Below are 20259 nucleotides of genomic sequence, written 5' to 3'. Positions count from 1 at the left end.
TTCGGACTTTACGGCCACAGACGATCTGTGGCAGGAGGGTGTTGACGTGTGCCCTGGCGAATTTAACCGGGGCAACCTGCCTAGTGTAGTCAGTACACGCACCATGTCTCAAGGAGCACCACAACACATGACCATCCGGATCGCGATCGCCGGCGTCGGAAACTGCGCCAACGCCCTCATTCAGGGCGTGACTTTCTACGCCGATGCCGACGACGACTCGGTCGTCCCCGGCCTCATGCACACGCGTTTCGGCCCGCACGCCATCCGCGACATGCAATTCGTCGCCGCTTTCGACGTCGACGCCGCCAAGGTCGGTTCCGACCTCTGCGAGGCCATGTGGGCCAGCGAGAACGACACCTACCGGTTCGCCGAGGTGGGCCCGACAGCCGTCTCCGTGCAGCGCGGGCCGACCCTCGACGGCCTCGGCGCCTATTACCGCGAGGTGGTCGAAGAGTCGGATGCGCCGGAGGTCGATGTGGCCCAGGTACTCCGCGACAGCGGCGCCGACGTGCTGGTCTGCTATCTCCCCGTCGGTTCCGACGAGGCGGCGAAGTTCTACGCCCAGGCCGCGATCGACGCGGGTGTCGCGTTCGTCAACGCCCTCCCCGTGTTCATCGCGAGCGACCCCGAGTGGGCGGCCAAATTCGCCGACGCCGGTGTTCCGATCGTGGGCGACGACATCAAGAGCCAGCTCGGCGCGACCATCACCCACCGCGTTCTCGCCCGGCTCTTCGAGGAGCGCGGGCTCATGCTCGACCGCACCTACCAGCTCAATGTGGGCGGCAACATGGACTTCAAGAACATGCTCGAGCGTTCACGCCTGCAGTCGAAGAAGGTCTCCAAGACGCAGGCCGTCACGAGCAACATCGCGGCGCACCTGCCCGCCGACGACGTGCACATCGGCCCGAGCGACCACGTGCCGTGGCTCACCGACCGCAAGTTCGCCTACGTGCGCCTCGAGGGGCACGGCTTCGGCAACGCCCCGACGAGCCTCGAGTACAAGCTCGAGGTGTGGGACTCGCCCAACTCGGCCGGAGTGGTGATCGACGCCATCCGCGCCGCCAAGATCGCCCTCGACGCCGGCATGGGCGGGCCGCTCGAAGCCGCGTCGGCCTACTTCATGAAGAGCCCGTCGGTGCAGTACCCCGACCCGGTGGCCCGCGAGCTGCTCGAGACGTTCATCAGCGATGCCGGTTGAGTAGGGCCGCCCGCGGCCCGTATCGAAACCTCGCGAGGGGTTTCGATACGGTCGCTGGGCGACCTACTCAACCCGCTGTTGCCACCATGCCCTGAGTCGCTCCTCCGCGACATCCGGCCCCAGCGGTCCCTCGTCCAGCCGCAGCTCGAGCAAAAAGCGGTAGGCCTCGCCCACCTCGCGTCCGGGCTTCAGGCCCAGTAGCGCCATGATCTGTTCGCCGTCGAGGTCGGGGCGTACCGCCGCAATACCCTCGGCCTCGGCGATCGCCGCGATTCGGTCTTCCAGGTCGTCGTATGCGAACGACAGCCGGTCGGCCTTACGCACGTTGCGGGTCGTCACGTCGGCGCGCGTCAGCATGTGCAGTCGCTCGAGCAGGGGACCGGCGTCTCTCACGTAGCGACGCACGGCCGAATCAGTCCAGACCCCCTCGGAATACCCGAAGAAGCGCAGGTGCAGCTCGATGAGCTTCGCCACCGAGGCGATCGTGTCCTTGTCGAATCGGAGGTGCTTGAGCCGCTTCGCCGCGAGCTTGGCGCCCACCACGTCGTGGTGGTGGAAGGTGACGACGTTCTTGCCCTCGATGCGGCGGGTCTGCGGCTTACCGATGTCGTGCAGCAGGGCCGCGAGGCGCAGCACCACGTCGGGTGCCTCGCCGGGATGCCGCGACTTCTCGAGATCGATGGCCTGCGTCAGCACGGTCAGGCTGTGCTCGTAGACGTCTTTGTGGTGGGCGTGCTCGTCGACCTCGAGCTTGAGGGCGGGCACCTCGGGCAGAACGATGTCGGCGAGACCGGTCTCGACGAGCAGGCGCAGGCCCGGCACCGGGTCGTCGGTGGAGAGCAGCTTCGTCAGCTCGTCGCTCATTCGCTCGACGCTCACGATCGGCAGCCGGTCGGCGAGCGCGACCATCGCGGCGCGGGTCGACTCGTCGACGGTGAAACCCAGCTGCGACGTGAAACGCGCGGCACGCATCATCCGCAGGGGGTCGTCTCCGAAGGAGACCTCCGCGGGGGCCGGGGTCGTCAGGCGTTTGGCGAGCAGGTCGTCCATGCCGCCCGCGGGGTCGACGAGCACGAGCTGGGGGAGACGCAGGGCCATCGAGTTCACCGTGAAGTCACGACGCACGAGGTCGCCCTCGAGCGAGTCGCCGAACTCGACGACGGGCTTACGGGTCTCGCCGTCGTACGCGTCGGTGCGGTAGGTGGTGATCTCCACCGTTTCGCCCGCGAATCGGGCGCCGATCGTGCCGAACTCCCGGCCGATGTCCCAGTGGGCGTCGGCGATGGGCGCGACGATCGCGAGGATCTCGTCGGGCAGGGCGCTCGTCGTGAAGTCGAAGTCGTTCACCGGCCGCCCGAGAAAGGCGTCGCGCACGGGGCCGCCGACGAGGGCCAACTCGTGTCCGGCGTCGGCGAAAGCGCGCGCGAGTTTCGAAATGTGCCGGGATTCTGCGAGTTCGCCCAGCCTGTGTAGTGCCGTAGCGACGCTCTCCATAGCCAAGAGAATAGACTCTCCCCATGACGGCCAAGGGATCTTCGGGAGTTCGCCCGTGCCGATAAGACCCCTCAAAGCCCTAGTCGGCGGCCTCGTCGCCCTATTGGCACTGTCTCTCGGCGTGCCCGCGAGCGCGAACGCGGCCCCCGGCGATCCCGCGGGTGTCGCGCGGGTCGCCACGGTCTTCCCGCTCACGGCGCCCGAGACGCGCACCGCCCTGATCAGTGCCGATGCCCTCGCCGGGTACACCTCGCCGACCGGCGCGCTCACGCGTGACCTCGATGCCGTGATCGATACCTCGGCCGCGATCGCGATCGACCCGATGATCCTGGCGTCGATCCGGGTGCTCGGCACGTCGGCGCCGCAGTCGGCCCTCGACTGGCTCGACAGGCTGTCGCAGGCGTCGAACGAGACCTTCTCGCTGACCTACGCCGACTCCGACGTCACCGTAGGGCTGCAGGCCGGCGCCTCCTCGGTGATCTCGCCCAGCTCGTTCGATTTCGCGATCGACCCCACGCTGTTCGCCGCGCCGCCCGCCGAGACGCCGACGTCGACGCCCGGCCCCGACGCGCCCGACGCGCCCGAGGGGAGCGCGCCGACGCTTCCCACGACCCAGTCCCTGCTCGGGTGGGACTTCACCGTGCCGAACATCGTCTGGCCGGTCGCCGACACCCTGATCGGCAATGACCTCACTACGATGACGACGAGCGGCTTCGGAACCGTCATCGTCAACTCGGGAAACATCGAGCGCACCGACCGGTCGAAGGCGATGGCGACGGTCGCGAACCTCTCCGCGGTCACCACCGACGACGGCCTCTCGCAGCTCTTCGGCGACGCCATCGACGCCCCCACGATGCAGCAGTGGGACGCATCGATCGCTCTGCTGCAGTCGGCCATCAACGGCAGCGCCGCCGCGGGCGACTCCGCGGGTGCGACCATCGTGCTCGCCGTCGACCGCACCAGCCTGGGCACGGCAGACCGTCTGCGCTCGACACTCGCCACCATCGACGCCCTGCCGAGCAGCGACCTCGCGTCCTTCACGTCCGTGCTCGACTCCGCCCCCGGCGAGGGCACCATCACCGATCAACCGCAGAGCCCCGACCGCGTTTCGGGAGCCCACACCCTGCTCAACACCGAAGCATCCGACGCCGCTTTCGCCTCCGTCGCCGAGAACCCCGAGCTCATCACCGGCGAACGCCGGCTGCGCATGCTCGCGACCATGTCGAACGCCTGGTACTCCTACCCCGGCGGCTGGAGCAGTGCTCTCACGCTCTTCGAATCCGAGTCGGTCGCGCTGCACGATTCGGTGCGCGTCGTCCAGAGCAGCCCGATCACCCTCATCGCCGATCGCGGCTCGCTCTACATCACGGTGACCAACGAGCTGAACCAGCCGGTCAATGTCAACATCGAGGTGACCGCGCCCACCCCGCTGCTCGCGATCGAGCAGGCGTCGGTTCCCGTCACGATCGAACCCGAATCACAGAAGCGCGCCGCCGTGCCGGCGCAGTCGCTCTCCAACGGCTCGGCGGTCATCTCGATCGCGATCTCGAGCCCGAGTGGCGTGGTGATCGGCACGCCGACCACCGTGAGCATCAACGTGTATGCCGGCTGGGAGACGCCCATCACCGTGGCCCTCGGTATCTTCGTCGTCGCCGTGTTCGGCTTCGGCATCGCGCGCCTCATCGTGCGCCGCCGCCGGGCACGCAGGGAAGCCGTCGCGGCAGTGGACGAGTCCGAGTGACCAAGACGGATGCCGGTGGCGGGCTCGGTCGCGCCTCCGCGATTCTCGCGTCCGGCACGTTCGTCTCCCGCATCCTCGGTTTCGTCAGTGCGGCTGTTCTCGCGCGGGCCATCGGCACCACCGGAGCCGGCGCCGACACCTTCGCCATAGCCAACCAGCTGCCCAACAACATCTACGCCATCATCGCCGGCGGCCTGCTCAGCGCCGTGCTCGTGCCGCAGATCGTCAAGGCCGGCATGCACGACGACGGCGGCCAACGGTTCATCAACCGGCTCGTCACGCTCGGTCTCGCCGTGTTCGTCCTGGCCGCCGTGATCGCCACGATCGCTGCCCCGCTGCTCGTCGACCTGTATTCCCAGCAGTCCGCCGACGGCTCGCGCGGCCTCTCACCCGACGAGATGGCGTTGGCCACCGCCTTCGCCTACTGGTGCCTGCCCCAGGTGTTGTTCTACGCCATCTACAGCCTGCTCGGCGAGGTTCTCAACGCCCGCAAGATCTTCGGTCCGTTCACCTGGACCCCGGTTCTCAACAACCTCGTGGCAATCGCCGGCATGGTCGTGTTCATCGTCGCCTTCGGGGGAGACCCCGCGCACACCGACGCCTCGACGTGGACAGCCCCGATGATCGCGCTGCTCGCCGGATCCGCGACCCTCGGTATCGCCGTTCAGGGGCTGGGGCTGTTCTGGTTCTGGCGCCGCGCCGGACTCACCTACCGCCCCGACTTCCACTGGCGCGGCGTCGGCCTCGGCGCCACGGGCAAAGCAGCGTCATGGGTCTTCGGCATGATCGTGATCACCCAGCTCGCCGGTATCGTGCAGAGCAACGTGGCATCCCAGGCCGGCGGAAGCGGCGACGCGTCCGTGCGGGTTCTCGGCCTGTCCTGGCTCATCTTCATGCTGCCGCACTCCATCGTCGCCGTGTCGATCGCGACGGCGTACTACACGCGCATGTCGACGCACGCGCACGAGGGCAACCTCGGCGGAGTGCGCGCCGACTTCTCCGCCTCGATGCGGTCGATCGGGCTGATCATGGTCTTCGCTGCTGTCGGGCTCATCGTGCTCGCCTTCCCGTTCAGCGCGGTCTTCGACAATGACTTCGACGACGTGCAGCAGATGGGCTACGTGGTGATCGCCTACCTCGTGGGTCTGGTTCCGTTCAGCATCCTGTTTCTCATCCAGCGCACGTTCTACTCGCTGGGTGACACGCGAACCCCGTTCTTCCTGCAGGTCTTCCAGTCCGCGCTGTTCGTGCTCGGCGCCCTCGTAGTGGCCGGCTTCGAGCGCGAGTGGATCGCCGTGGGCATCGCGGCCGTAACCTCCATAGCCGGTTCGGCGCAGGCGCTCGTCGCCGCCGTCATGCTACGCCGGCGGCTCGGGCGGCTCGACGCCGGCCGCATCCTGCGGAGGTACGCCCTCTTCGCCCTCGCCGCACTGCCCGCGGCCGCCGTCGGGGTCGGCCTGCTCTTCGCCATGGGTGGAACCACCCAAGACGGTTTCGCCGTGTCCGACTGGTTCACGGCCCTCGTGTCGATGGTCGTGATCGGGGGAGCAATGGGGCTCGTCTACGCCGGTGTGCTGGTCGCTTTCCGCAACCCCGAACTCGGCGAGATCGTGCGGCCGGTCGTTCGCCGGCTGCGCGGGCGCGGCTAGCGCTCCCCGTCCCGGTCGGCCGGAATACCCTGCACCTAGGATTGGTTATACCGGCTACTGCAAGCACAAAGGAGACGTTCGTGCGTCAAGTAATCATCATCGGCTCCGGCCCCGCCGGTTACACGGCCGCCATCTACGCTGCCCGCGCCAACCTGGCCCCCCTGCTCATCGCGAGCTCGGTCGAGGCCGGTGGCGAGCTCATGAAGACCACAGAGGTCGACAACTTCCCCGGGTTCCCCGAGGGCATCCAGGGTCCCGACCTGATGGTCGCGATGCAGGCCCAGGCCGAGCGCTTCGGCACCGAGGTCATCCTCGACGACGTGGTCTCCCTCGACCTCACCGGTCAGGTCAAGACCGTCACCCTCGGCAACGGCGACGTGCACGAGGGCCTCTCCGTGATCTTCGCGACCGGATCCGCCTACCGCAAGCTCGGCCTCGAAGACGAAGAGCGCCTCAGCGGCCAGGGCGTCTCGTGGTGCGCCACCTGCGACGGGTTCTTCTTCCGCAAGAAGACCATCGCCGTTGTCGGCGGCGGCGACTCCGCGATGGAAGAGGCCACGTTCCTCACCCGCTTCGCCGACAAGGTCTACGTCGTGCACCGCAAAGACTCGCTGCGTGCCTCCAAGGTCATGCAGGACCGCGCGTTCGCCGACCCGAAGATCGAGTTCCTCTTCAACAAAGAGGTCGCACACATCTACGGCGAGGGCCTGGTCAACGGCATCGGCCTCATCGACACCGTCGACGGAAGCGAGACGACCCTCAACCTGAGCGGCCTGTTCATCGCGATCGGCGCCGACCCGCGCACCCATCTGGTTCACGGCCAGCTCGACCTCACCACCGAGGGCACGATCGCCGTCCAGGGACGCACCTCGCGCACCAACCTGACCGGCGTGTTCGCGGCCGGCGACGTGATCGACCCCACCTACCGCCAAGCCGTCACCGCCGCGGCATCCGGAACCGTCGCCGCCCTCGATGCCGAGCACTACCTCGCGTCGCTCCCCAAAGACCTCGTTGACGCGGCAGTCCAGGCCGCCGTCGTCTCCGAACCCGCCGCAGAACCGGTAGCCGTCTAACTCTCGGCTCCTGCACCCACTCGAAAAGAAGGAAAGTAATGTCTACTGCTCTCGACGTCACCGACGCCACGTTCACCGACCAGGTTCTCAACTCCGAAGACACCATCATGGTGGACTTCTGGGCCGAGTGGTGCGGCCCGTGCCGCGCGGTCTCCCCGATCCTCGACCAGATCGCCTCGGAGCACTCCTCGAAGATCAAGATCGTCAAGCTCAACGTCGACGACAACCCCGAGATCGCCATGAAGTACCAGATCACCTCCATCCCCGCGATGAAGGTCTTCAAGGGCGGCGAGGTCGTCAAGACCATCATCGGCGCCAAGCCCAAGCCGGCCATCGAGGCCGACCTGGCGGAGTTCCTCGCGTAACCAACCGCGAACAGGAGCCCCGCCCGAGACACACTCGGGCGGGGCTTTTTCTGTATCTCCGTGGCATCCGAGCCGCACCCCATATCCTTGAACGACGATCGAACGGGAATTCTTCATGACTGCACAGGGCCCGACACCGGGAACGAACACGGGAAACAACCTCGACCCTTGGTACGGCCACTACGCCGACCGCACGGCAGGCCTCAGCGCCTCCGAGGTCAGAGCCCTGTTCGCCGTTGCCTCGCGTCCCGAGGTCGTCTCGCTCGCCGGCGGCATGCCCTTCGTGTCGGCACTCCCTCCCGAGCTGGTCAGCGGTGCGCTGGAGCGAGTGATGCGCGACAACGGCCCCGAGGCCCTGCAGTACGGCTCCGGGCAGGGCACCCCCGCGATCCGCGAGCAGATCCTCGAGGTCATGGCCCTCGAGGGCATCCGCGCGAGCGTCGACGACGTGGTCGTCACCACGGGGTCGCAGCAGGCGCTCGACCTCGTCACCAAGCTCTTCATCGACAAGGGCGACGTCATCCTCGCCGAGAGCCCGAGCTACGTCGGCGCCATCGGCGTGTTCCGGTCGTACCAGGCCGACGTGATCCACGTCGCGACCGACGACGACGGCATGGTCCCCGAGGCGCTGCGCGAGACCATCGTGCGCACACGCGCCGCCGGCAAGACCATCAAGTTCCTCTACCTGATCCCCAACTTCCACAACCCGGCCGGCGTCACGCTCAGCTGGGAGCGCCGCCTCGAGATCATCGAGATCGCCCGGTCGAACAACATCCTGATCCTCGAGGACAACCCCTACGGGCTGCTCTACTTCGACGGCCCGCCGCCTCAGGCAATGCGTTCGGTCGACACCGACGGCATCATCTACCTCGGGACCTTCTCGAAGACGTTCGCCCCGGGCCTGCGCGTCGGGTGGGCCGTCGCCCCGCACGCCATTCGCGAGAAGCTCATCCTCGCCAATGAATCGGCCGTGCTGTCGCCGAGTACGTTTACCCAGAATGTGATCACCTCCTACTTCGGAGCATCCGATTGGCGCGGCCAGATCGATACGTTCCGCGGAATCTATCGCGAACGAAAAGAGGCTCTGGTCAGCTCTTTAAAGGAGCATCTGCCCGACCTGACCTGGACGGACCCCAATGGCGGTTTCTATGTCTGGCTCACGCTGCCCGAACATCTCGACTCGAAGGCGATGCTTCCGCGCGCGGTGAAAGAGCTCGTGGCCTACACGCCGGGCACCGCCTTCTTCGCCGACGGGGGCGGGCGCCAGAACATCCGGCTCTCGTTCTGCTATCCGACCTCCGACGCCATCCGGCTCGGCGTGCGGCGGCTCACGAAGGTGATCAACGGCGAGACCGAGCTGCTCGAGACGTTCGCGGGAACCGGCCAGCTCGACACCACCAAGTCCACCGACCGGGTGACCAGCCCGCCGCCGAACATCAATTAGGGCTCGACCATGACTGACTCAACTCCCCGCACGATCGTCGTTCTGGCCGGGGGACTGTCGCACGAGCGCGACATCTCGCTGCGCTCCGGCCGCCGCGTTTCCGACAGCCTGGCCCAGCACGGTATCGACGTGGTCATCAAAGATCCGGATGCCACGTTGCTCGAGTTTCTCGAAAGCACCCGTCCCGACGTCATCTGGCCTGCCCTCCACGGGGCGAGCGGAGAAGACGGAGCGCTGCGCGGTCTCATCGACTACCTCGGAATCCCTTTCGTCGGATCGAAGTCCGACGCCTCCCGCCTCGCCTGGGATAAGCCGACCGCCAAGGTCATCGTCTCACGCGCCGGGGTTCCGACGCCGCAGTCGATCACCCTGCCGCGCGACACCTTCCGCGAACTCGGCGCCGGAGCCGTGCTCGGCATCATCTCGGCCGACCTCCCGGTACCGGTCGTCGTGAAGCCGGCCCAGGGTGGGTCCGCCCAGGGAGTCACCATCGTCGACACGGCGGAAGAGCTGCCGCGGGCCATGGTCAACGCCTACACCTATTCCGACGTCGCCCTCATCGAGCAGAAGATCGTCGGCGTCGAGATCGCCGTCAGCATCATCGACACCGGCGACGGACCGGTGGCGCTTCCGGCGATCGAGATCGAGCCCATCTCGGGTGTCTATTCGTTCGAGGCTCGTTACACGGCGGGGGAGACCCGCTTCTACGCTCCCGCCCGCATCAGCGACGAGGTTGCCGCTCGTGCGGCCGAGGTGGCCATCACCGCGCACACGGCGCTCGGGCTGCGTCACATCTCGCGCATCGACCTGATCGTCGACGCGGCCGGCACGCCCTGGTTCCTCGAGGCGAGCACCCTTCCCGGCTTGACCGAGACATCGCTCTTCCCCCTCGCGCTCGAAGCGGCCGGACACGACGTCGGATGGGTCTACTACGCCCTTGCTCAGGCGGCCATAAACGAGGCCCGCGACTAGTTTCACGTGAAACATCCGTCCGCTCGACGTAAGAAATGCAGGTCAGGGGCCGCTTATTAGCGGCGAGTGCTGGTCACGCCGGTTTTCCTCCGGGCGCAAGATTGTCGTCGAATCCGCTCAGAATCGCTCCTGACGAGATGTGATGACATAGGTCCCGAAATCGGCCAAATGGGCCGCTCAGCGCCGAAATACGTTTTCGGGCCGGCGGGCGACGAAAGTGTCGGTGGCCGAGCTTCGGATGTCACGGACGAGGCCGAACCGACGGGTGCCCGATCTCGGCGCCCCATCCTCGACCACACCCGAGCCTGCTCGTCGACGCTGCTGCGTCGACTTGTCGACGACCATGCACTGTACGCTGAATTGTCAGTCCCCTCCCGCACCTTCCAAAGGCGATGACCGTCCCCCGGCCGTTGCGATCTCCACCGTCGACCCGTCGAATGTCGACTCCCCGCTGCACGCCAAATGCACGGACAATTGCCGCGCCGCGCAACGACGACCGCTGGCCGGCTACCGTATTGACTAGCTCGTCAGACGCCCGTCTCCACCGGATTGCACTCGCTCGAGATCGACCCGGCGGGCCGCGCCCGCGCCTGCCGCCTGCCTGCTGTCGCCTGCCGCCCGCCGCTTGCCGCCCGCCGTAGGCTAGGCCTTAATCTCCCACTTTGCCGGCCCGTGGCGAGGATCCAGGGTCACCCTCTCATCCACATCGCTCAGCGCGCGCGTCAACGGGCCCGCCCGACCGAGCCGACCGAATACGTCCTGTGCACCGCGTGTTCGGGCCAAATCATCCTGTTCGCCTGTCGTCCGACAGTTCGCTGCGAGGTACCGGAACGACCGGACGAGCGAGGGGCGAGCGCGGGCCGCGAGTAGTGCGTGCGAAGGAGCGGAGGGTGCGGCGCTTCGGTGGGGCGGGGGAGCGGGACGTACCGTCTTGAGTACCCGCCCGGACCTGCTCCCAGCATTGGCGTGCCCCGCCACCGGCCAGTCCCAGCTTTCCGGTGTGGCCCGTCCAGGCGAAACACTGCCGCACCTCGCGCAGGCCCACACGCAGCGCCCTCACACCGCGAACTTCGCGCAGCCCCCGCGCTGGGGAGCCACCGCCGACCCTAGATCACTCTCACGCCCGCCCTCAGCCTCCGCCACAACGCAAAAGGCCCGGCATGTTTCACGTGAAACATGCCGGGCCCGAACGAGATACGTCAGCGCCGGAAGCCCTCTTGCCCGAGCTCGCCGAGGATGCGGTTGAGATCGCCCACAGTCGCGAAGTCGATCACGATCGTGCCCTTGCTCGCCCCCAGAGTCACCTTGACCCGGGTATCGAGGCGGTTCGCCAGGCCTTCCGCGATCTCGTCCAGCTGTCCCTGACGCTTGCCGGCGGCTGGCTTGGTCTTCTGCGGCTTGGGGGAGGTCTGGGTGGCAGCAGCCTCGGCGGCTCGCACCGACAGCTGCTCGTTCACGATCTTCGTGGCGAGACGGTCCATCGCGGCGGGCTCGCCCACGGAAAGGATCGCACGAGCGTGTCCGGCACTGAGAACACCCGACGCGACCTGGCGCTGGATCGGCTCCGGCAGCCGGAGGAGTCGCAGCGTGTTCGTGATCTGCGGGCGAGAGCGGCCGATGCGGTCGCCCAGCTGCTCCTGCGTGATGCCGAAATCGGCGAGCAGCTGCTGGTATGCAGACGCTTCCTCGAGCGGGTTGAGGTTGGCGCGATGCAGGTTCTCCAGCAGCGCGTCGCGCAGCATGTCCTCGTCCGCGGTGTTCTTGATGACCGCCGGGATGCTCGTGAGCCCCAGCTGCTTGGTGGCGCGCAGGCGACGCTCGCCCATGATGAGCTCGTACTGCGGTCCACCGTCGACGGCCCCAGCGAGCGGGCGCACCACGATGGGCTGCAGCACGCCGATCTCGCGGATCGACACCACTAGCTCTGCCAGTTCCTCGTCACGGAACTCCGTGCGGGGCTGCTGCGCGTTGGGAACGATGTCGGCTGGGCTCAGGTTGGCCAGTCGGGCGCCGGGAACCGCCAGCAGGCCCTGTTTCTCGGCCGAAGCGGCAGGGAAGAATACATCGACGGGGCGCTGTGCCGCCGTGTCTTCGCTCACCGGGATGAGCGCGCCGATTCCGCGGCCGAGTCCGGTTCTTTTGGTAGCCATCAGGCGGGTGCTCCTCGTCGTGAGATTTCAGCGGCCGCCTCGAGGTACGAGAGCGACCCGGGAGAGCTCGGGTCGTAGCTGATGACGCTTTGACCGTAGCTCGGCGCCTCGGAGATGCGCACGGATCGCGGGATCACCGTCTTCAGCACCTCCGCGGGGAAGTGGTTGCGAACGTCTTCGGCCACCTGGTTCGCCAGGTTGGTGCGGCCGTCGTACATAGTCAACAGAATCGTCGAGACCGACAGCACGGGGTTGAGGTGCCGCTCGATCAACTTGATGTTGTTGAGCAGCTGGCTCAGACCTTCCAGCGCGTAGTACTCGCACTGGATGGGGATGAGTACCTCGCGTGCCGCCACGAATGCGTTGATGGTGAGGAGGCCCAGCGAGGGCGGGCAGTCGATGAAGACATAGTGGAACGGCTCACTCGTCTCCGCCAGGAATTTGTCGAGCGACGTGCGCAGCCGCTGCTCACGGGCGACGAGCGATACCAGTTCGATCTCCGCGCCGGCGAGGTGAATGGTCGCGGGAACGCAGTAGAGGGCGTCGAATTCCGGGCTCTTCTGCAGAACGCTGGCGATGGGGGCGTCGTTGATGACCACGTCGTAGACACTGGGCGTCTCCGACCGATGGTCGACTCCGAGCGCCGTCGACGCGTTGCCCTGGGGATCGAGGTCGATGACCAGCACGCGCGCTCCGCCGCGGGCGAGCGCCGCGGCCAAATTCACGGTCGTGGTCGTCTTGCCCACGCCACCCTTCTGGTTCGCCACGGTGAAGACACGCGTAGCCGGAGGGAGGGGGAGCCGCTGCGCAGCGAGGGCACGGCGGCGACGGTTGATATCGGCGAGCTCACGGGCCAACGGCGTCGAATCATCGAACGCATTGCTCGACGCGCTTGAGTCCCCAACGGAGATCTTCTTAGCCGGATCGCTATTCGCGACCGGGCTTCCCACGGGTTGCCCCGGTTCTACCAGCGCGTGTAACGGCTCCGGGGTGGGAGGGCTCCCCGCGGGGTAGCGATCGGGATGTTTCACGTGAAACCTTCTCTAGTGGGCCGTCAGCCGAAGTCGTACACTCGGTCGCAACGCACCCTTGGTGCGCCTGTCACCTCTACGGTCTCTACCGTTCCGAACTCCGCCCACGAGTTCAATCAAAACGTCTCGGGCGATCAATCAACTGTAGCCCGAAAGACCCGGGTGACCTCGGGCACTACGCCCTCGCCGAGCACGAGGACTTCGACGTCGCTTAGCCGCGCCTTGCGGATCGCCTTCGCGGCCGCGGTCATCTCATCCTCGACACGGGCACCCTTCATAAAGAGCATCTGCCCGCCGGCCTTGACCAGGGGAGCGGTGAGCGGGATGAGGGTGGACAGCGCGCTGACAGCACGGGCCGTCACCTGATCGAGCGGCCAGTCGAGCTTTGTCTCCTCGGCTCTAGCGCGGATGACCGTGACGTTCGTCAAGCCGAGCGACTCGGCCTCGCTGGTGAGCCAGTCGACGCGTCGTTCCATCGGCTCGATCAGCACGAACGACACATCCGGACGAGCAATAGCGAGCACGATACCCGGGAGCCCGGCGCCGCTGCCGATGTCTCCGACCACACCGGGGGAGAGGAGCGGAGCCACAAGCACCGAATTCAGGATGTGACGGGTCCAGAGCCGGGGAAGCTCCAGTGGGCCGATCAGCCCGAGTTCCTCGCCACGACGCGCCAGGTCGCCCGTAAACTTCCGTGCCAGCTCGATCCGATCGCCGAACAGCGTCGCCGCTACCTCGGGCTCGGTCTCCAGTGCGATGTCGTTCAATGTTTCACGTGAAACTAGGCGCGGGTGATGACCGTGTGGCGGTCACGGCCTTCGCCCTCGGACTGGGAAGAGAATCCGCGCTCCGCCACGACGTCGTGCACGAGCTTGCGTTCGTACGACGACATCGGAGGAAGGGAGGCGGATTCCGCGCCCGCCTCGATGCGTTCTACGGCCTTCTCCACGAGAATCGTCAGCTCGGCGACGCGGGCCTCGCGCGAACCACCGACGTCGAGGATGAGCCGCGAGAACGATCCGGTCTTGGTCTGTACCGCGATGCGAGTGAGTTCCTGCAGCGCCGCTACCGTGTCGGGGCGCGCCAGGAGCCGGAGGTTCGTGTCTTCGCTCGAGCTCACAGAGACGTAGGCGCGGCCGCCGCGGGTGTCGATCTCGATGTCGCCATCGAGGTCGGTGATGTCGAGAAGTTCCTCGATGTAGTCTGCCGCGATCTCGCCCTCTTCTTCGAGTTGGCTCGTGGTCGGGGCCTGGTCCTCCGTGACGGTCTCGGCGTCGACGTCGATCGCCGTAGTGGTGTCTGTCTCAGTCACGTCGCTCACTTCTTGTTTCCAGTCTGCTTCTTGGCGCGGTTCTTGCTTACGGGCTGAACTCGTTGAGGCTTCTTCGGTTCTTCGATCGCCGCCGGAGCGTCGACCTCTGTGACGGTCACGCCACGGCGCTGGCGCTTCTTCGCGAGTCGAGTCTCGCGGGCGAATGCCGCCTCGCTGCCCGGGGTCGGCATGTTGCGGATGACGATGAACTGCTGAACCATCGTCCAGATGTTCGAGGTCAGCCAGTAGAACATGACGCCGATGGGGAAGGCGAAGCCCGAGAAGGCGAAGACGAGGGGGAGGATGTACAGCAGGATGCGCTGCTGCTTGTAGGTGGGGCTCGCCTTCATCTCGGGCGACTGGTTCTTCGACATGATCTGCAGTTGCGTGATGAACTGCGAAGCGGTCATGATGACCACCATCACGAGGGCGATGATGACGACGACGGTGTTGCCGACCTCGAGCGCGCTCTGGATGCTCAGGCGCAGGGGAGCGATGCCGAAGAGCGACGAGCTTCCGAACTGCTCGGACAATTCTTGCGAGAGCAGTCCGACTCCCTCGCGGTAGCTGCCGTCGGCCTGCGGCTTTGCCTCGTTCAACACCGAGAAGAGGCTGAAGAAGATGGGCATCTGGATGAGCAGGGGCAGGCACGACGCAAGCGGGTTGGTGCCGGTGTCCTTGTACAGGGCCATAGTCTCGCGCGACATGGCTTCGCGGGAGAACTGGTCTTTCTTGCCCTTGTACTTGTCTTGGATCTTCTTGAGCTGTGGTGCGACCTCGAGCATGCGGCGCTGGCTCTTGATCTGCCGCACGAAGATCGGGATGAGTGCTGCACGCACGACGAGAACGAGGCCGACGATGGACAAGACCCAGGTGAGACCTGCGGCGGGGTCGAGCCCGAGCAGGTCGAGCGCGGTGTGGAACGAGACGAGAATCGCCTCAATGACCCATTTAATGGGCCACAGTATTGTTCCGATGAGATCTGGCATTGGTGGGGTCAGCCCTTTCCATGGCTATGTGCGACGACAAAACCGAAGTCTGTTACCGAGTACCGCTCGGTCGGTCGTTGGGGAATGTCGTCCACTCCGCCGGCGGCCCAGGGGTGACACCGCGCGATTCGCAGCGAACCCAACCAGATGCCGCGGACGACGCCGTGGTGCTGGATTGCCTGAAGCGCGTAGGACGAGCACGAGGGGTAATACCGGCAGACATCGCCGTATAGGGGAGAGATGACGGCGCGATACGCACGCAGGATGACGACGCAGAGGTTTCGCGGAAGCAACCACACGAACGACAGCGTTCGATTCATCGCCGTGCCACGCTCCCGTTCACCACTTCGGAGATCTCCGAGTGAAGGGTATCCCAGGGGAGTTGTTCAACACCTGGTAGTGCCCGTACCACGACGTCTCGGCCGGTGGCGTTCGTCGCCAACAGCTCGCGTCCGATGGAACGCAACCGCCGGCGCACTAGATTGCGCTGCACCGCACCACCGACGTTCTTGCCGACGATGAAACCAAAACGGGTCGCCTCGGAAGCACCGCGAGGCAAGGTGTAGACGACCGCGTGCGGCGCGTACGCTCGTCTGCCTCGACGCACTGCCGCTTTGAAGTCGGCTGCGCTGAGAACCCGATTGGATTTAGAGAGCACGGATGCTCCCCCTCCCGTTAGACCCGCCCGAAAGCCCACATGCTCGACTGATGAACGTCGAAACGACGCACGTCAGTCGAGCATGGGACACGGCGAACTGGGAAAAGTTCTACGCGGAAAGCTCGGTGCGACCCTTGCGGCGACGCGCGCCGAGGATCGCGCGGCCGGCACGGGTACGCATCCGAAGACGGAAGCCGTGCACCTTGGCGCGCTTGCGGTTGTTCGGCTGGAAAGTTCTCTTGCTCATAGTGGTATCTCCAAAGCCCAGCTCTGAAGGCCGGAAAGACGAGGTTTGGCCCGAAGGCAGAAGTCAACTGATTAAAAGTACGGCGTTAACCGTCCGTGGTCAAACTTGAGGCGGTACTTCAAGGTTATCCACATCTGGATAACCGGGGTTGCTGAGTGCACAGGGGTAAGAACTAAAGTGAAGCCTTACGCCATTCTTCGGGGCGAATCCGGCAAATTGCCGACGCGCAGCAGTTATCCCCTCAGTGGATAACTCTGTGAATAACTTTTTGAATGTGGGAACAAGAACGCATGGCCGAAATAGCTGACTCGACCCCTGAGATCTGGAAATCAGTGCTCACCAGGCTCACGTCTGACGAACGCATCACTCCTCAGCTCCTCGGTTTCATCAGTCTCGTCGAGCCCAAGGGCGTCATGGCCGGCACCCTCTACCTAGAGGTCCCGAACGAGTTGACCCGCGGAATGCTCGAGCAGCGCATCCGTCTTCCCCTGCTCAATGCCATCGCCGGCTTGAGCGAAGACCAAGAGGTCATCAACTTCGCGATCGTCGTAAACCCCGATATCCAGCACGACTCCCTGGAGCAAGACCCGGGCATCGGCGAACAGGCCGCCTACATCGAACCGCAGCTGGTTCCCGCCCCCGTCGACACCAGCAATCCCGGCCGCCGGTCGGATTCCCGGCTGAACCCCAAGTACAACTTCGACAACTTCGTCATCGGCGGATCCAACCGCTTCGCGCACGCCGCCGCGGTCGCGGTCGCTGAGGCGCCGGCGAAGGCCTACAACCCTCTCTTCATCTACGGCGACTCCGGGCTCGGCAAGACCCACCTCCTGCACGCGATCGGCCACTACGCCGAGAGCCTCTATCCCGGCATCCGCGTGCGCTACGTCAGCAGCGAGGAGTTCACCAACGACTTCATCAACTCGATCGCCAACAACCGAGCCTCGGTCTTCCAGTCCCGGTACCGCGACATCGACATCCTCCTCATCGACGACATCCAGTTCCTCCAAGGAAAGGATTCGACGCAGGAGGCCTTCTTCCACACCTTCAACACGCTCCACGACCACAACAAGCAGGTGGTCATCACGAGCGACCTGCCGCCGAAGGCGCTCACCGGTTTCGAAGACCGTATGCGTTCCCGCTTCGAGTGGGGCCTCATCACCGACGTGCAGGCGCCCGATCTCGAGACCCGCATCGCGATCCTCCGCAAGAAGGCACAGAGCGAGAAGCTCCAGGTCGGCAACGAGATCCTCGAATACATGGCGTCAAAGGTGTCGTCGAACATCCGGGAGCTCGAGGGAACGCTGATCCGCGTCACCGCCTTCGCTAGCCTCAACCGCCAGCCGGTCGACCTCGCGCTCGTGCAGACGGTGTTGAAAGACCTCATCACCCTCGACGACGACAACGTGATCGCGCCGGTCGACATCATCAACCACACTGCGGAGTACTTCAAGCTCACGGTCGACGACCTCTACGGATCATCCAGATCTCAAGCGGTCGCCACCGCCCGTCAGATCGCCATGTACCTGTGCCGTGAAATGACGAACCTCTCGCTGCCCAAGATCGGCCAGTTGTTCGGCAACCGCGACCACACCACGGTCATGTACGCGAACAAGAAGATCACCGAACTGATGAAAGAACGGCGCTCGATCTACAACCAGGTGACCGAGCTGACGAGCCGCATCAAGCAGAACCACCGCTTCGGCAAAAACTGAGGTTTTCCGCGGAACCCGAGTTTTCACACAGTATGAAATCCCTGTGGATAACTGGGGGAACTCGCCGGGAAGACTGTTGGGGAATTACAAGATTCTGTGGAAACGGGTTGTGAGCGGCCTCGCCCCAGTCACAAAACTTGTCGGATAATTCCACACGCCCTCAACAACTCACACGGGTGTAGTTTCCAGGCGGGCCGCGGAATTCTTGTAGTTACTAACAGTTCGCACAGCGGTTAACACTGTTGTTCTTTTAAATCCTTCTTAGCTGGCGAGAGATAACCTTGGACCCTGCGCCGATCGGGTCGCCCTGGCCTGTGCCAGTATTAACCGGCTAGACCGACATCCACCAGTGACAGGGGTTACATCCGTGAAGTTCCAGGTAAATCGCGACGTCTTCAGTGAGGCAGTCTCGTTCGCCGTGAAGTTGCTTCCTCAGCGCACCACCCTGCCGATCCTGAGTGGAATCCTGATCGAAGCCACCGAAGCGGGGCTCACGCTGTCGTCGTTCGACTACGAGGTCTCAGCGCAGACTGAGATCGCAGCAGAGGTCACCGACCCCGGCAAGGTGCTCGTCTCGGGTCGCCTCCTGGCCGACATCGCCAGCCGGCTGCCCAACGCCCCGGTCACGTTCGCGACCGAAGAGGGTCGCATCACCGTGTCGTGCGGTTCCGCCCACTTCACGCTGCTGAGCATGCCCGTCGAGGAATACCCGACGCTCCCGCAGGTCTCGGCCCAGTCGGGCTTCCTGCCGGCCGAGCTCTTCGCCAACGCCGTATCGCAGGTCGCCGTCGCCGCATCCCGCGACGATGTGACCCCGGTCATCACCGGCGTTCAGCTCGAGATCGCCGACAACAAGCTCTCTCTCATCGCCACCGACCGTTACCGCGTCGCAGTGCGCGAGATCGATTGGACAGCGGATGCCTCGGTGACCGACGTCATCACGGCGCTGGTTCCCGCCCGCACGCTGATCGAGATCGGAAAGACCTTCGGCCACAGCGGTTCCATCTCCGTCGCGATCACGTCGAGCGACGAACGTGAACTGATCGCATTCCAGGCCGACAAGAAGACCGTGACATCGCTGCTCATCAAGGGCAACTTCCCTCCGGTCAAGCGCCTGTTCCCCGACGTGGTCGACAACTACGCGGTCATCAACACGGCCGAGCTCGTCGAGGCAGTGCGACGCGTTTCGCTCGTACTCGAGCGCGAAGCCGCCCTGCGTTTCAGCTTCTCCGTCGACGGCCTCACCCTCGAGGCGATCGGATCCGAACAGGCCCAGGCATCCGAGACGATCGATGCGTTCCTCACCGGCGTCGACACGGTCGTGTCGCTCAAGCCCGCGTTCCTGCTCGACGGCCTCGGCGCCGTGCACTCGGAATTCGTGCGCATCTCGTTCACGAAGACCGATAACCCCAACAAGCCCGGACCGGTGCTCATCACGAGCCAGTCCTCGAAGGACCAGGCGGGTGCTGACAACTACAAGTACCTCCTGCAGCCCAACCTGCTCCTGCGCTAAACCCACCACACAACACCAGTACTAAGGAATTTCTATGCACATTGGGCTCATTGGACTCGGCAAGATGGGCAACAACATGCGCGCTCGCCTGCGCAAGGGTGGCATCGAGGTGACGGGTTACGACCCGAACCCCGCCGTCTCCGACGTTGCCAGCCTCACCGAGCTTGCCGCCGCACTGCCCGCACCCCGCATCGTCTGGGTGATGGTTCCGTCGGGCAAGATCACCTCGGGCGTCATCACCGAGCTGGGCACCGTGCTTTCCGAGGGTGACCTGGTCATCGAGGGCGGCAACTCCCGCTTCACCGACGACTTCAAGCACTCGGCCGAACTCGCCGACAAGGGCATCAACTACGTCGACGCCGGCGTATCCGGCGGAGTCTGGGGCCTCGAGAACGGCTACGGCCTCATGGTCGGCGGAAACGCCGCTGACGTCGAGCGCGCCATGCCGATCTTCGACGCACTGCGCCCCGAAGGTCCCCGCGCGGAGGGTTTCGTGCACACCGGCGAGATCGGCGCGGGCCACTACGCCAAGATGGTGCACAACGGCATCGAATACGCGCTGATGCAGGCGTGGGCCGAGGGCTACGAGCTCCTCGACACCCGCAAGGACATCATCAAAGACGTCACGGGAACCTTCAAGGCATGGCAGCGCGGAACGGTCGTGCGCTCCTGGCTTCTCGAGCTCCTCGTTCAGGCGCTGGAGCAGGA

At 65.3% G+C, this 20259-nt stretch carries 19 protein-coding genes; 10 read left to right on the top strand and 9 right to left on the bottom strand.

What is annotated here, in order from left to right:
* The first annotated feature begins 127 nt into the window (after positions 1-127).
* Complete coding sequence (locus tag ACLQ6X_RS15435) at positions 128-1198, top strand: inositol-3-phosphate synthase (RefSeq protein WP_411701041.1); 1071 nt, start codon at positions 128-130, stop codon at positions 1196-1198.
* Between the two features lie 63 nt (positions 1199-1261).
* Here the strand turns inward: ACLQ6X_RS15435 and ACLQ6X_RS15430 are convergent, their stop codons facing one another.
* On the bottom strand, positions 1262-2692 hold the full coding sequence (locus ACLQ6X_RS15430) for a CCA tRNA nucleotidyltransferase (protein ID WP_411701040.1): 1431 nt from the start codon (positions 2690-2692) through the stop codon (positions 1262-1264).
* 55 nt (positions 2693-2747) lie between these two features.
* On the opposite strand from ACLQ6X_RS15430, the gene ACLQ6X_RS15425 reads away from it, so the two are divergent.
* From ACLQ6X_RS15425 to ACLQ6X_RS15400, 6 genes are all read left to right on the top strand, one after another.
* Positions 2748-4433 (top strand): DUF6049 family protein, encoded by a 1686-nt coding sequence (locus ACLQ6X_RS15425; RefSeq protein ID WP_411701039.1) that lies wholly within the window; start codon positions 2748-2750, stop codon positions 4431-4433.
* The gene (gene murJ / locus ACLQ6X_RS15420) at positions 4430-6082 is read left to right on the top strand and encodes a murein biosynthesis integral membrane protein MurJ (protein ID WP_411701038.1); all 1653 of its coding nucleotides are present in this window, start codon (positions 4430-4432) and stop codon (positions 6080-6082) included. The genes ACLQ6X_RS15425 and murJ overlap by 4 nt, the downstream gene beginning before the upstream one ends.
* An 80-nt stretch (positions 6083-6162) precedes the next feature.
* Complete coding sequence (gene trxB, locus ACLQ6X_RS15415) at positions 6163-7155, top strand: thioredoxin-disulfide reductase (RefSeq protein ID WP_411701037.1); 993 nt, start codon at positions 6163-6165, stop codon at positions 7153-7155.
* 38 nt (positions 7156-7193) lie between these two features.
* Positions 7194-7520 carry a thioredoxin gene (trxA, locus tag ACLQ6X_RS15410; RefSeq protein ID WP_188510848.1) on the top strand — a complete coding sequence of 109 codons (327 nt, stop codon included), beginning with the start codon at positions 7194-7196 and terminating at the stop codon, positions 7518-7520.
* Between the two features lie 115 nt (positions 7521-7635).
* The gene (locus ACLQ6X_RS15405) at positions 7636-8964 is read left to right on the top strand and encodes a PLP-dependent aminotransferase family protein (protein WP_411701036.1); all 1329 of its coding nucleotides are present in this window, start codon (positions 7636-7638) and stop codon (positions 8962-8964) included.
* A gap of 9 nt (positions 8965-8973) precedes the next feature.
* Positions 8974-9936: a D-alanine--D-alanine ligase gene (locus ACLQ6X_RS15400; RefSeq protein WP_411701035.1), complete on the top strand. Its 963-nt coding sequence runs from the start codon at positions 8974-8976 to the stop codon at positions 9934-9936.
* Positions 9937-11135: 1199 nt separating this feature from the next.
* Here ACLQ6X_RS15400 and ACLQ6X_RS15395 read toward each other — a convergent pair.
* The 8 genes from ACLQ6X_RS15395 to rpmH form a co-directional block, all read right to left on the bottom strand.
* The gene (locus tag ACLQ6X_RS15395; RefSeq protein ID WP_411701034.1) at positions 11136-12086 is read right to left on the bottom strand and encodes a ParB/RepB/Spo0J family partition protein; all 951 of its coding nucleotides are present in this window, start codon (positions 12084-12086) and stop codon (positions 11136-11138) included.
* Complete coding sequence (locus ACLQ6X_RS15390; RefSeq protein WP_411701058.1) at positions 12086-12997, bottom strand: ParA family protein; 912 nt, start codon at positions 12995-12997, stop codon at positions 12086-12088. The genes ACLQ6X_RS15395 and ACLQ6X_RS15390 overlap by 1 nt, the downstream gene beginning before the upstream one ends.
* Before the next feature lie 254 nt (positions 12998-13251).
* Complete coding sequence (gene rsmG / locus ACLQ6X_RS15385; protein WP_411701033.1) at positions 13252-13884, bottom strand: 16S rRNA (guanine(527)-N(7))-methyltransferase RsmG; 633 nt, start codon at positions 13882-13884, stop codon at positions 13252-13254.
* Between the two features lie 14 nt (positions 13885-13898).
* Positions 13899-14429: a protein jag gene (locus ACLQ6X_RS15380; protein ID WP_411701032.1), complete on the bottom strand. Its 531-nt coding sequence runs from the start codon at positions 14427-14429 to the stop codon at positions 13899-13901.
* Between the two features lie 5 nt (positions 14430-14434).
* The gene (yidC, locus tag ACLQ6X_RS15375) at positions 14435-15418 is read right to left on the bottom strand and encodes a membrane protein insertase YidC (RefSeq protein WP_411701031.1); all 984 of its coding nucleotides are present in this window, start codon (positions 15416-15418) and stop codon (positions 14435-14437) included.
* 8 nt (positions 15419-15426) lie between these two features.
* Positions 15427-15738, bottom strand: a complete 312-nt coding sequence (yidD, locus tag ACLQ6X_RS15370) for a membrane protein insertion efficiency factor YidD (RefSeq protein WP_411701030.1) — start codon at positions 15736-15738, stop codon at positions 15427-15429.
* Complete coding sequence (gene rnpA, locus ACLQ6X_RS15365) at positions 15735-16076, bottom strand: ribonuclease P protein component (RefSeq protein ID WP_411701029.1); 342 nt, start codon at positions 16074-16076, stop codon at positions 15735-15737. The genes yidD and rnpA overlap by 4 nt, the downstream gene beginning before the upstream one ends.
* A gap of 109 nt (positions 16077-16185) precedes the next feature.
* Complete coding sequence (rpmH, locus tag ACLQ6X_RS15360; RefSeq protein ID WP_188510840.1) at positions 16186-16323, bottom strand: 50S ribosomal protein L34; 138 nt, start codon at positions 16321-16323, stop codon at positions 16186-16188.
* A 290-nt stretch (positions 16324-16613) separates the two neighbouring features.
* Here rpmH and dnaA point away from each other — a divergent pair, with 290 nt between their 5' ends.
* From dnaA to ACLQ6X_RS15345, 3 genes are all read left to right on the top strand, one after another.
* Positions 16614-18038: a chromosomal replication initiator protein DnaA gene (gene dnaA, locus ACLQ6X_RS15355; RefSeq protein ID WP_411701028.1), complete on the top strand. Its 1425-nt coding sequence runs from the start codon at positions 16614-16616 to the stop codon at positions 18036-18038.
* A gap of 367 nt (positions 18039-18405) precedes the next feature.
* Positions 18406-19551, top strand: a complete 1146-nt coding sequence (gene dnaN / locus ACLQ6X_RS15350) for a DNA polymerase III subunit beta (RefSeq protein WP_411701027.1) — start codon at positions 18406-18408, stop codon at positions 19549-19551.
* 34 nt (positions 19552-19585) lie between these two features.
* On the top strand, positions 19586-20259 hold a 674-nt coding region (locus ACLQ6X_RS15345; RefSeq protein ID WP_411701026.1), incomplete at its 3' end, for an NADP-dependent phosphogluconate dehydrogenase.

It is taken from the genome of Conyzicola sp., from assembly GCF_046714715.1.
Classification (GTDB): domain Bacteria; phylum Actinomycetota; class Actinomycetes; order Actinomycetales; family Microbacteriaceae; genus Conyzicola.
The sequence above is the reverse complement of the archived record's forward strand: the minus strand, read 5'-3'. Positions and strand labels throughout refer to the sequence as shown.